Genomic DNA, 12,419 nt, shown 5'->3' with positions numbered 1-12,419 from the left:
AAGGGGCTGTCTGGCAGCCCCTGTTTGATTATCCAATTAGCCCAGGATCAAGGCGCCGATCATACCGCCGATGAACAGGGTCACATCGAAGAAGATGAAGGTAGGTACGCAGGTATCCCAAATATGGTTGTGCTGTCCGTCTGCATTGAGCCCTGAAGTAGGTCCCAGGGTAGAGTCGGAAGCAGGAGAACCAGCATCCCCCAGTGCTGCAGCGATCCCGATCAGCAGGATGATGGAGGGAATGCTGAAGCCCAGTTTCAGGCCCATGGGGATGTAGATGGAAGCCACCACAGGGATGGTCCCGAAGGAAGTCCCGATGCCCATGGTGATCAAGAGGCCCACAGCCAGCATCAGGAAGGCACCGCTGAACTTGGTATTGATGACGGAAGTGGTAGCCATGACCAGGGATTCCACAGAGTGGGTTTCCCGGAGCACGTTGGCGTAGCCGGCTGCCACCAGCATGACGAACGCGATGAAGCCCATCATCTTTACGCCGCCGTCCACCATCTCATCCATCTTGTTCCATTTGATAGAACCAGTGACCAGCAGCACCAGAAGGCCGCACATGGCACCGATGGGCAGGGATTTGAAATACAGCTGGGCTACGAAAGCTGCCACAGCGCCGGCCAGTGCCTTCCAGCAGTCCGCGTTCATTTCCGTTTCCCCGGATTTTTCATCCATCCCCATAATGGGCAGGTCCTTGTATTCCCGGTCCCGGCTGTAGAAAAGGGTGGAAAGGATCAGGCCCACCAGCATGGAGGCACCGCCGATCCACATCACGGAAGAAATGTCACTGATGGAAACCTGGACATTGTTGGCTACCATTTGGTCTTTGATGATGGTCATGAACAGCAGTCCGAACCCTACAGGAAGGGATACGTACGGAGCTTTCAGCCCGAAGGTCAGTGCGCAGGCAACGGCTCTCCGGTCTAGTTTCATGTGGTTCATCACCACCAGCAGCGGGGGAATCAAAATAGGGATGAAAGCAATATGCACAGGGATCAGGTTCTGGGAGAAGCAGGATACGAAAGCGATGAGGAATACAAAGGCCGCTTTTTTCGTCCCTACCACCTTGGTGATTTTCCGTGCTGCAATATCCGCCAGGCCGGACCGCCCGATGGCTACAGCCAAGGTTCCCAACAGGATGTAGCTCAGAGCGGTTTCCGAGTTCCCGCCCATGCCGCCGATCAAGATGCTGACCGTCTTGTCAATGGCCAGACCTCCCGTGACACCGGCTACAATGGCGGCCACCAGGATGGCAAAGAGTACATTCATCTTGAGCAGACAGAGTACGGACATGACGACGACGGAGACGACGATGGGGTTGGTTAAGATTTCCATACATTGATCACTCCTTTTCTTATTCACTTTTCCGTTTGCGGGGATTCCTGCGCAATCCCCGACTTTTTACAGATTCATTGTACTGTTAAAATGTCAGAAGAAAGTCAAAAGTTTTTCTTCTCAGATACGATTTTGAATTTTCTTTTTATTATGGAAAGACTGTTTTTGTCGTTTTTTACTCCGCTATTGTGCTAAAGCAAGGGACGTTTTTTTGACACACGAAAAGAAGGGGCAGCTGTGTATACAACAGCCCCTTTAGGCATACTGGCCCCTCCTCAGTGCTATTTTTTTGCAGGATGCTGAAATGGATCTAAAGGATTTCGTCGCGCAGGTCTTACCATCCGGAGTGATTGCTCTACTGCATTATCGATATATTGCGATAAAGCAAAATGGTAATAAAATCCTTTAGATGATGTTATTGTATCCTTCATCCGTCCATAAAGAGTCAATTTTCCCAGATTTAGCAGAAAAATATCACAGAAGGACTGTTTCTCTAATCCATTGCTCCAGTCTTTCATAATCTTCCCAGGTATCCAGATCTTGATGTTCTTTGGCATCAGCAAGGATCACTTGTCTGGTGTTTTCACCCGTCATCAGCTTTTTCCCTCCGGCTTCGCCCTTCAGCTGCTGAAGGGCAGCGGCATACACTGCCGGAATACACACCGGCATCCCTTGCTTCCCTCCGTACACCGGCTGGATGATCTTTTCAGGTTCAGCTTCCTGGGCTTCCAGGATTTTTTGGCAGCTGACGGCAGAAACCAGCGGCTGATCGGCCGTCATAAAGAAATATCCGTCCACCTGCCCCGCTGCATCCACTCCAGCCCGGATAGACGAAGCTTTGCCTTCCGCCGCATTTCCATTGGAAACCGGATGGATTCCCTTGCCGATACAATACCGGGCTATCTCTGCATCATTGGTCACAATCAGCCGTTTTGCTAGGGGCAGCCTTTCCAACAGATCTGCCCCATATTGGTAAAGTTCCCGGCCCCCCAGCAGAAGATGGTATTTGTTTTTTCCCATTCTCCGGGAAAAGCCAGCAGCCAGGATGATGCCCGCGATCTTCATTTTTGCCTCCTCGCTAAAACAATAGGATCCTTTCCAGAGGATAATAAGCAAACACAGACTGATCCGCCTGGTACACAGGCAGCTCTGAATAACTCCGGTCCCATTCCCAAGTTACGGTCAGTCCTTGGGGATACAGGTGGAAGATATCATAGACCTTTTTCTGGTCCGCCGTCCGATAACAGAAACGCAGGGGCAGACAAAGGGTCCTTTCCCGGGCCGCCAGGGAGAAATTTCCGGCATCCAGCACCAAGACTTGTTTGCCGGCTGCCTTCGCTTCCGGCAGCTGGGCAAAAAGTTCCGGGACATTTTCTTTCCGGAAGCAATTCTTGTACCCTGCCAGCTGGGCAGAAACTAGTGTCCGGGGGTGCTCCAGCACTTGATCTTTTTCGCCGAAATCCACAATTTTTCCCTGGTCCAGGATCAGGATTCGGCTGCAGATCCGCAGTGCCTCCTCCATACTGTGGGTTACCAGCACCACGGTCTTCCGCACAGTTTTCAGGACGCTGACCAGATCATTTTCCACCTGCCATTTCAGGTTCGTATCCAGGGCAGAAAAGGGCTCATCCAACAGCAGGACCTGGGGATCTACGCAGAGCATCCGCGCCAGGGCTGCCCGCTGCTTTTCGCCGCCGGAAAGAGTCTCCGGATAAGCGTCCAGCACATGTTCCAGATGGAACCGCTGTAAAAAATGTCCGGCCTGCGCTTTCTTTTCCCGGCGGTTCCCTTCCATGACAATGGAAAGATTCTCCAACAGGGTCAAATGGGGAAACAAGGCATAATCCTGAAATAGATAGCCTACTTTTCTCTTTTGACTGGCAAGGTTGATTTTCCCTTGGGAAAAACAGATCCTGTCATTGATGGTAATGGTACCCCGGTCCGGTGTTTCGATCCCTGCAATCAGCTTCAGCAGCATGGACTTCCCGCTTCCGGAAGCCCCTACTACAGCCAGATTTTCATTGCCGATGGAAAAATCGGCCTGCAGGGTAAAATGGTGCAGTTTCTTTTCCACATTGACCGCCAGACTCATATCACTTTCCCCTTTGTGTTATAAAATGCAGACTGATGATGGAGACCAGATTCAGCGCCATCACGACACCCACCCAGGCAAAGGCCTGCTCTTTCCGTCCTGCCTGTACCGCGGAATAGATGGCGGTGGAGATGGTTTGGGTCTTGCCTGGGATATTCCCAGAAATCATCATGGTCGCCCCGAATTCCCCCAGGGAACGGGTAAAAGTCAGGATGATCCCGGAAATCAGTCCCTGGCGGGAAAGGGGAAGGAGGATCTTCCAGAAGATTTTTTTCTCTGACATCCCCAAGGTCCGGGCAACCTGCAAATATTCTTCATTGACCTGGAGAAAGGTCCCATAAGCGGTCCGGTACATCAGCGGAAAACTGACCACAATGGCTGCAATGATATTGGCCCACCAGGTAAAGACTATATGGAAATGGAAGCGTTCATAGATTCCCTGGAACGGCCCATAGTTCCCCAGGAGTACCAGCAGCAGGAAACCGACCACGGTGGGCGGCAGTACCAGAGGAAGCGTGAATACCGCATCAAAAAAACCGCTGCCCCGCCGCAGTTTCCTGACCCCGTAAGCAGCCAGGATCCCCAAGAAAAAAGTGACGGCTGTCGAGGCCAAGGCCACTTGCAGGGAAAGGCTCACTGGGGAGCCGCTCATTTCACATTCACCACGAACCCATATTTTTCATAGACTTTCTGGGCTTCCGGAGATTTCAAGTATTGATAGAAGTCTCTGACGCCTGCTTTTTCTCCGCTTTTTTTCAAGATCGCCAGGGGATAAAAGATTCCCTGGTTGATTCCCTGGGGAGCCACAGCAACGATCCGGACCCGGTCTTTTTCAATGGCTGCATCGGTACGGTAGACCGGAGCACACTGGACATTCCCGGAGGCAACCCAGTCAAGGCTCTGCCGGACATCCTGGGACATGACCATTTTCTGCTTCACCTGGTCCCAGATTCCCATTTTTTCGAACAGTTTTTCACTGTACTGTCCCACAGGAACGGAAGCAGGATCCGCAATGGCAATCTTTGTCACATTTTCTCCTGCGGCATCCTGGAAGCTGCTCAGTTCCAAAGAAGAAGCTTTGGGCACGATCAGCACCAGCTCATTTTTCAGCAGTTCTACCCGGCTGTCTCCGTCAATCAGCTGCTTCTTTGCCAAGGTATCCATCTGTTTGTCAGAAGCAGAAATGAACAGGTCGGCTGGAGAACCTTCTATGATTTGATTCATCAGCGTCCCCGATCCGGCATAATTTGTCCGGATGACCACATCCGGATGCTTTTTTTCGTAATCTGCCTTGATTTCATTCACTGCATCCGCCATGGAAGCTGCTGCAGAAATATAGATTTCTTTCTGGGCTTCTTTCGGCTGGGCAGGGCTGCTTCCGCAGCCAAAGAGGAAAAGGGCAGTCAGGAAAGCCAGCAGCCCTGCAAAAGTCTTTTTCATGATATCCGCTCCTTTCTAACGCAGTGCGTCCATATGGGCGCAGTCATTTTTGGATTGTGTCAGCATTTTCAGGCCATGGGCCAACGGCTGGAGGATAAAGGAAAGATTCTCGACAGCCGCCCGAGGGCTGCCAGGCAGATTGATGATCAGACAGTGTTTCCGGATCCCTGATATCCCTCGAGAAAGTATCCCGTTGGGGGTCACTTCGAAGCTCTTCCGCCGCATCAGTTCAGAAAAACCCGGAACTGCTTTTTCAATGATCTCTCCGGTCGCTTCCGGGGTCACATCTCTTTCATTCAGTCCGGTTCCCCCCAGGGTCAAAAGCAAATCAGCTCTGCCTCCATCGGCGATTTGCCGCATTTTTTCAGCCAGCAGCTCCCGTTCATCCGGGAGGACCGTCCTGGCTACGATCTGGTACCCAGCCTTTGCCAGAAGCTCGGCAACTGCCGGTCCAGTCAGATCTTTCTTCCCCAGGAGGGCACTGCTGTCACTGACGGTGATCAAACAGACTCTATACATATGGAATCCCCTTTCCTGATGATGCCGCCCCGAAGCACTTTGGCAAAAATGCCTTTTTGGGGCATGATGCATTTTCCCACCCGCTGCCGGATGGCACAGGATCGATGGCATTCTTTTCCGAGCTGGGTGATTTCCAGGCAGCAGGATCCACTGGAAAGCCGGTCGCCCACTTTCAGTGCATCCAGGGGAAGCCCCTGGACCAGCAGATTTTCGCCAAATGCACCAAATTCCAGCTGACAGCCGCTGTCCGCCTGGAACTGCTGGAAGCTTTCCAGAGACAGCAGGCTGACCTGCCGATGCCAGTGTCCGGCATGGGCATCCCCGACGATGCCCCAGTCCGTACGGACTTCTGCTTCTGCCACCGGTGTCTTCACGGTCCCTTTCTTTTCACTGCAGTTGATTGAAATAATGGTTCCCATTTATCCTCCAATCTGATACATCTTACGGCCCGGGCAAGGGCGGGAGGCAAAATGATTTTTTTCCGGTTTCTGCCAGACGGCCTCTCTCAGCTGCTGCAGGAACCCTTTCCGAGACAGGCCGCCTTGGAGGAATGCTTTCACATCCAGTGCCGCTTCCTGTTCCAGACAAAGGAAGATCTTCCCTGCCGCATCCATCCGGATCCTGTTGCATTGGCTGCAAAAAGGATGCCCCACTGCATCGATGAATCCGATCCTTCCTGGGATACTGGGAATTTCCAGATATCGGGCCGGTCCATTCCCCCTGGACCGGCTCCACTTCCATCCCGGATACAGCCGATCCACTTCCCGGAGGATCCGTTCTCGAGGAACGCCCTGATAACGGCTCCCTTCTCCCAGCGGCATCAGTTCGATGAAACGGACAGCCAAAGGATATTTTGCCGCCAGCTGCAAAAAGGCAGGGATCTCTCCGTCATTGTATCCGGTGACCAGGACCACATTCAGTTTAAAGGCCTGATAACCCCCGTCCAGTCCCTGCCGCAGTCCTTCCCGGATAGGAGCCAGTGCTCCGCCCCGGGTCATCTTTTGGTAAGCAGCCTCCTGCAGGGAATCCAAAGAAACATTGATGCTGTCCAGATGGGAAAGGACCGGCCAATACCGCTCCAGATACTGTCCATTGGTGGTCAAGGTCACTGAAGAAAACCACCCCCGTTCCAGCAGTCTTTCCAGAAAGGATCCGATGCCCGGCCGCAGCAGCGGTTCTCCACCGGTAATCTTCAATTTTCGGATGCCCAGTTCCTGGAAGCAGGACAATACCTGGAAGATTTCCTCATCCGTCAGGGAGCTCTGCAGGAGCGGGCTGCAGCCCGGCAGTCGGCAGTATATACAGCCCAGATTGCAGGAATCAGTAACTGAAAGCCGCAGATAATCGATGGTCCTTCCCCACTGATCCTCCATCTTACGGCTCCCTGTCATAGCTTCCACTCTGCCCGCCTTCCTTGTGTTCCAACCGGATCTGGCCCAGGACCATCCCCCGGTCGATCCCCTTGGCCATGTCGTAAATGGTGAGCAGCGCTACAGAAACCCCAGTAAGGGCTTCCATTTCCACGCCCGTTTTCCCTTCGATCTTTGCCGTACAGCGGGCCACAATGGTACAGTGCTCTTCATCCACAGAAAAAGTCAGGGCGATTCCGCTCAATGGGAGGGGATGCGCCATGGGGATCAGTTCCCAAGTCCTTTTGGCGGCCATGATCCCGGCCACCTGTGCCACCGTCAGCACATCGCCTTTTTTGATCTTTTTCTGCAGGATCTGCTCCAAAGCATCCCGGCTCATGGTGATGGTCCCGGAAGCCTCTGCTTCCCGGCAGGTCACCGCTTTCTCAGAAACATCCACCATCCGGGCATTCCCCTGTCCATCGAAGTGATTCCAGCCCGGCATCACAGAAGTCCTCCATGGCCCAGCCCGGCGATGTATTCCCGCGTAATCGGTTCCTGGGCTGCGGCCAGGGGCAGGATCAAGTCAAAGACAGTCCGGGGATGGAACATGACGGACCCCGGCAGCCCCAGGATCACCGTCCGGTGATGATAGGCTGCCATGAACATGGCCCCGGGAAGGACTGGGGTACCGTAGGTCACCACCTGGGTACTGACTTCCTGGATGGCTCCTGGGGTATTGTCATCCGGGTCCACGCTCATCCCTCCTGTACAAAGGATCAAATCCAGGTCTTCTGCAATCATTTCCCGGAGCTGACGGACGATGCTTTCTTTGTCATCCATGGTATAACGGTGATCCACAATGGTGAATCCATAAGGCTGCAGCTTGGCTGGCAGCACCTCCCGGAAGCCGTCTTTCACCAAGCCTTTGCAGACTTCGCTGCCTGTCGTCAGGATTCCAGCTTTTTGTGGCACAAAAGGCCGGATGGACAGTACTTTTTCTCCGCCTGCCAGTTTTTCGCACTGATGGATCTTTTCTTTGGCGATCCACAGCGGGATGGCCCGGGTCCCAGCAACCACCGTACCCTTCGTTACGGGAGTCCCGTCCCTTTTGGTGGCAATCATGACTTCCCCATACAGATTGATCCGTTCCAGCAGAGGGACGTTGACCCGGAGAAGCCCATCCACTGCCGCTTTCAAGTTGATCCGTCCTTCGGAAATCTCGGAACGTTCCAAATGGGCTCCTTGGCAGATACCTGCCAGATGTTCCGCAGCCTCATTTTCATGATAGGTAAATTCATCCAGCTCCAATGTATAGATGTGTTCTTTCCCCATGGAAAGAAGCACGGAGATATCTTCCGGCTGGACAATATGGCCTTTTTTGAAGCGGGGGCCTTTCCGCTCACCAGGGATGATCTGGGTCATGTCATGGGCCAGGATCTGTCCCACTGCTTCCTGCACAGGGATTTTCTTCACCGTATTCATCAGCAGTTACTCCTATAAGACAAAATGATTTCGCCGGCAATGCTTACAGCGATTTCTTCCGGGGTCAGTGCCCGGATCGGCAGTCCCACCGGCAGATGGACTTTCTTCTGGTAAACTTCATACAAAGGTGTCCCCTGGAAATGCTGGGGGTATTTTTCCGCTTTCATTTTATTGCCCACAATCCCCACATAATAAGGATCCTTGGGCAGGATACCCTTCAGGACCTGGATATCATTGGCATGGCCCCGGGTCATGACACAGACATAGTCGCTGTTCCCGATGGGAAAGTCGGACAGATTTTCCAACGAATGGAGGAGACGGTTCACTTGAGGAAATTCTTCCGGTGTCAGATATTCAGGCCGGTCGTCAACCACCGTCACTTCCAGTTTCAGGAAGTGCAGCAGGGCTGCCGTCGCCTTGGCAATGTGGCCGCCCCCAAAGATATAGACCTTCATGGGCTTTTTGATCTTCACTTGGAAAAGTTCCTCGGCTGCCGGCAGCGCCCCATCCCGGCTGAAAGGATAGATCTTCCCGTCCACTTTCATGCTGATCCCGTGGTCTGCCTGAAGATCGAACAGCCAATACACCTCATGGTTTTCCACACTTTCAGCCATTTGGGTGAAATAGGCAGCGGCTTGGTCATCTGTTCCAGGGACATACTGGAAATGGACCCGATTGTGGCTGCCGCAGACCAAGCCTAGTTTTGCCGCGTCACTGCGTGTCATTTCATAGGGCACCAGATCGGACTGCCCTGTTTCCAGCACTTTCTGGGCGTGTTGGATGGCCTGGTATTCCTCTTCTCCCCCGCCGATGGTCCCCGCATGAAGACCGTCGGCCGTGACCAACATGGTGGCGCCCACTTCCCGGGGAGCTGAACCGTGTTTAAAAGTTATGGTTGCCATGACAAAGGAGATGTGCTGCGCCAGCAGATCCCTTGCCTTCCAGATGATTTCTCGCATACTTTTCTCCTGTCCCAGGGCTTTTGTACAAAGCCAATTATCATTTTTTCAAATAGATGATTCTATTATAACGCAAGATTCCTTTTTTGCATGGAAAGAAAGGAGGTGTGAAGCAAAATCCCACACCTCCCTTTGGGATATATAGCTGTATTTCCCCTTATTCTTCCGTCTTATCGATAAAGAATACTTTGATGGCTGCAAACACCTGGAGGATGAAGATGAACAACACCACAAAACCGCCAGCCGCTGCCAGTGCCTTCACGCCATCCACCCCCTGGACGCCGCCGCCAAAAGCAGCCATGATGATGGCAATGGCTCCGATGGTCGCTCCCCAGAGCACCTTCAGATACCCAGGCGCTTCTGAACCGATGGGGATGTTCTTGATGCACATGGATGCAACGTTGTTGGAAGTTGCATCAGCTGCCGTCACAAAGGAGATCAGGATGACGAACAGATTGACCGGAACCAGGATGATCCCCAAGCCGAATGGCATGTTCTTGATGAATTCAAACAGTGCCATGACAGCATTGGAATTCTTGATGGTGGCAACCAAGTCCAGCTGTCCGCTGATCTGCATCCCCAGTGCCGTATTGCCCCAGACAGAGAACCAGATGATGCCGAACACAGCCGGCAGGATCAAGTTGACAATCAGGCACTGGCGGATGGTCCGACCATAAGAAATCTGGCCCAGGAAAATCCCCGTAACGGGAGCATAGGCAATCCAGACGGCCCAGTCAAACAGAGTCCAGGACCGGGTCAGCGGTGCACCGCCGATATCGATGGGGTCCAGTCCCCATTGCCAGAAGTTCTGCAGCCAGACCGCCATCCCAGCGGTGGAATTCCGCAGGATGAATAGGGTCGGTCCCAGGACGAACAGCAGGATCAGCAGTCCATAATAGAACCAGGCATTGATCCCGGACAGTTTCTGCAGCCCTTTATCCAATCCTACATAGGAAGACAGGGTGAACATGGCAATGATGGCAACCCCCAGACCGATGAACAGAGGCAGGGTGGAAGGGATTCCATAAGAAGAAGTGAGTCCAGTGGTCAAGAGGACGATGCACATGGTCAAGCCGGAAGTCAGGCCCAGGATGATGGCCAGCATGGATAAGGTATCGATTACGTCGGAAACAAAGCCTGTCTTGATTTTTTCTCCAAATAGAGGAACCAGAGTAGAGGTTACGTTCAGCTGCTGCTTCTTATTGAAGTACATATAGGCCACCAGCACACCGGTCAGGGCATACATGGCATAGGGGATGAACGTCCAGTTATAGAAGCAGCGCCCAATGGCAAACCGGGCGGCTTCTGCTGAAAAGGGTTCGATGCCCAGCTGCTTCAGTTCTCCGTAAATATTGCCGAAATAAATCAGCGGTTCATTGACCCCCCAGCTGACGATCCCGGTAGCTACCCCACCGGTCAAAGTCATGGCAAACCAGGTCCAGAAAGGATATTTGGGTTTGGCCTCTTTCCCGCCCAGGGTGATATCCCCTACTTTCGAGAACAACATCACCAGGGTGACCAGGAGGACCACCAGGGAAATGATCTGGTAGAGCCAGCCAAAAGAGTCCAAGGACCAAGTAAAGAATCGATTGGACAGGGTGGTCAGCGTCTTGTTGCTGACGATTCCCACTACAGCCGCCAGCAGTGTCAGGGCAAAGGCGGGGACGAATACGGCCCAGCGGATTTCATTTTTCTTTTTTTCGTTCATAAAGAATCTCCTCCTACCTGCAGCAGTTCGCCGGATTTCACAATGTGATAGACCTTCTGGATGTCCCGGCTCTGGTTCCTGTCTTTGTCATAAAAGGGCAGGGTCCGCCGGATGATTTCATAAGCCTTGCCGGTCCCTTTGCCCAGATGGATTTCCGGTCTCTTCTGTTTCCGCAGATCAATGGCCTGGCAGGCATGCATGGCTTCGATACCGATGATATAGTAGATATTGTCCAGCATCTGGAACAATTTATAGCAGATCAGAGGCAGGTTGCTGGCATGGTCTTCGATGGTCCCAGCCAGTGCATAAAAGTCCATGGAAGAAGGATTGGCCAGTCCCCGGTTCTGGGTATCCAGCATGGTGAACGTTTTCTGGATAGTCCCGAAAGCAATGGTCTTCACGTCTTCTGGAGTCAGGAACCGGTTTAGATGGGTGAAATTGGGATCTGCCATCTTGATCATCCGGTAACAGGAACTCTTGGACAGGTGGGCCAAGCCGCTGGCCAGCATCTCCACGCCAATGGCCAAAGAGGTAATCTCGAAGTTGGCACTGACAAAGGAGGAATGTTTATCCAGGAGGATGCAGGGGTTGTCATCGGTGTGGTTCATGCTGGCAAGGAGCTGTTCCTGCACATAATCCATGGCATCATACAGGGCCCCATTGATGGCATGGGCGCACCGGAAGCTTAAGGGATCCTGCAAAGCCCGTTCAGGGCTTGGTTCATAGAGGTAGCTGCCTTCTAAGAAGTCCCGGCACATGGCAGCCGCCTTAGCCTGCCCCTTGATGCCCCGGACCGCATTCACATCTTCCCGCAGAGATTCCACCACTCCATCCAGCCCTTCCAGGCTCAGACAAAAAATCAGATTGCTCATTTTGACCAATTGGGCGATCTGCCGCAGCAGGACCAGGGTCATCCCTTCACCCTGGGCATTGTTGGACACGATGCTCAGCCCATCTTTCGGTCCCAATTTCGCCGGTTTCATGCCCACCATTTCCATGGCTTCCTTAGAATTCATGATCTTTCCCTGGTAGGTTACGTCTTCTTCGCCGATGAAAGCCAGCCCCACATGGGACAGGGTGGTGATATCCCCTTCTCCGATGGAAGACCGCATGGGGATCCGGGGATAGATCCCGTAATTCAGGAAATCCCGGTAATGATCCAACAATTCAAGAGACAGCCCCGTATGGCCTGTAAGGACTTTCTGGAGCCGCAGGAGCAGGATGGCCCGCACCTGATCATCCGGATGGTAGGGAGGAACGCCCAGACAATGGCTGTTCAGCAGATTCCGGTTGTATTGGGCAAAGAAATCTTCATCAAATTCCTTATCCTTGTTCCAGCCCACGCCCCGGTTCAGCCCATAGACAGGTTTCCCTTCCGCCGCCATGTCAAACAGGACCTGTCTGGCCTGCCGTACCCGTTCTGCCGCCTGGGGTGCGATTTCAACCTGACGATTGCCATAAATGACACTGTAAGCATCTTCCAACGATAGTGGTTCTCCTGTAAGCACTAAGCTTTCCATACCCCT

Annotated in this window: 13 protein-coding genes; all 13 read right to left on the bottom strand. The window is 52.9% G+C overall.

Annotated elements, in window-relative coordinates; genetic code table 11:
* Nucleotides 1-36: 36 nt before the first annotated feature.
* Nucleotides 37-1,341 carry a Na+/H+ antiporter family protein gene (locus tag BQ2657_RS04450; protein WP_075579549.1) on the bottom strand — a complete coding sequence of 435 codons (1,305 nt, stop codon included), beginning with the start codon at nucleotides 1,339-1,341 and terminating at the stop codon, nucleotides 37-39.
* A gap of 474 nt (nucleotides 1,342-1,815) precedes the next feature.
* Nucleotides 1,816-2,406, bottom strand: coding sequence for a nucleotidyltransferase family protein (locus BQ2657_RS04445; RefSeq protein ID WP_075579548.1), 591 nt, complete (start codon nucleotides 2,404-2,406; stop codon nucleotides 1,816-1,818).
* A gap of 13 nt (nucleotides 2,407-2,419) precedes the next feature.
* Entirely contained in the window at nucleotides 2,420-3,433 is a 1,014-nt protein-coding gene (locus tag BQ2657_RS04440; RefSeq protein WP_075579547.1) for a sulfate/molybdate ABC transporter ATP-binding protein, read from the bottom strand.
* Between the two features lies 1 nt (nucleotide 3,434).
* A complete protein-coding gene (gene modB / locus BQ2657_RS04435; RefSeq protein WP_075579546.1) occupies nucleotides 3,435-4,085 on the bottom strand; it encodes a molybdate ABC transporter permease subunit in 651 nt (216 codons plus the stop codon).
* A complete protein-coding gene (gene modA, locus BQ2657_RS04430; protein WP_075579545.1) occupies nucleotides 4,082-4,873 on the bottom strand; it encodes a molybdate ABC transporter substrate-binding protein in 792 nt (263 codons plus the stop codon). The genes modB and modA overlap by 4 nt, the downstream gene beginning before the upstream one ends.
* A 15-nt stretch (nucleotides 4,874-4,888) precedes the next feature.
* Entirely contained in the window at nucleotides 4,889-5,392 is a 504-nt protein-coding gene (locus BQ2657_RS04425) for a MogA/MoaB family molybdenum cofactor biosynthesis protein (protein WP_075580982.1), read from the bottom strand.
* Nucleotides 5,374-5,811 (bottom strand): MOSC domain-containing protein, encoded by a 438-nt coding sequence (locus tag BQ2657_RS04420; RefSeq protein ID WP_075579544.1) that lies wholly within the window; start codon nucleotides 5,809-5,811, stop codon nucleotides 5,374-5,376. Before BQ2657_RS04420 ends, BQ2657_RS04425 begins: the two co-directional genes overlap by 19 nt.
* Entirely contained in the window at nucleotides 5,812-6,783 is a 972-nt protein-coding gene (locus BQ2657_RS04415) for a GTP 3',8-cyclase MoaA (protein ID WP_232709091.1), read from the bottom strand. It abuts the gene before it with no gap.
* Nucleotides 6,767-7,246, bottom strand: coding sequence for a cyclic pyranopterin monophosphate synthase MoaC (gene moaC, locus BQ2657_RS04410; RefSeq protein WP_075579542.1), 480 nt, complete (start codon nucleotides 7,244-7,246; stop codon nucleotides 6,767-6,769). Before moaC ends, BQ2657_RS04415 begins: the two co-directional genes overlap by 17 nt.
* Nucleotides 7,246-8,217 carry a molybdopterin-binding protein gene (locus BQ2657_RS04405; protein ID WP_075580983.1) on the bottom strand — a complete coding sequence of 324 codons (972 nt, stop codon included), beginning with the start codon at nucleotides 8,215-8,217 and terminating at the stop codon, nucleotides 7,246-7,248. The genes moaC and BQ2657_RS04405 overlap by 1 nt, the downstream gene beginning before the upstream one ends.
* A gap of 8 nt (nucleotides 8,218-8,225) precedes the next feature.
* The gene (locus BQ2657_RS04400; protein ID WP_075579541.1) at nucleotides 8,226-9,185 is read right to left on the bottom strand and encodes an XdhC family protein; all 960 of its coding nucleotides are present in this window, start codon (nucleotides 9,183-9,185) and stop codon (nucleotides 8,226-8,228) included.
* Nucleotides 9,186-9,342: 157 nt separating this feature from the next.
* Nucleotides 9,343-10,893: a BCCT family transporter gene (locus BQ2657_RS04395; RefSeq protein ID WP_075579540.1), complete on the bottom strand. Its 1,551-nt coding sequence runs from the start codon at nucleotides 10,891-10,893 to the stop codon at nucleotides 9,343-9,345.
* Entirely contained in the window at nucleotides 10,890-12,413 is a 1,524-nt protein-coding gene (locus BQ2657_RS04390; RefSeq protein WP_075579539.1) for an HAL/PAL/TAL family ammonia-lyase, read from the bottom strand. Before BQ2657_RS04390 ends, BQ2657_RS04395 begins: the two co-directional genes overlap by 4 nt.
* Between the last annotated feature and the right edge of the window lie 6 nt (nucleotides 12,414-12,419).

The organism is Acidaminococcus massiliensis (genome assembly GCF_900095825.1).
Taxonomy (GTDB): domain Bacteria; phylum Bacillota; class Negativicutes; order Acidaminococcales; family Acidaminococcaceae; genus Acidaminococcus; species Acidaminococcus massiliensis.
The sequence above is the reverse complement of the archived record's forward strand: the minus strand, read 5'-3'. Positions and strand labels throughout refer to the sequence as shown.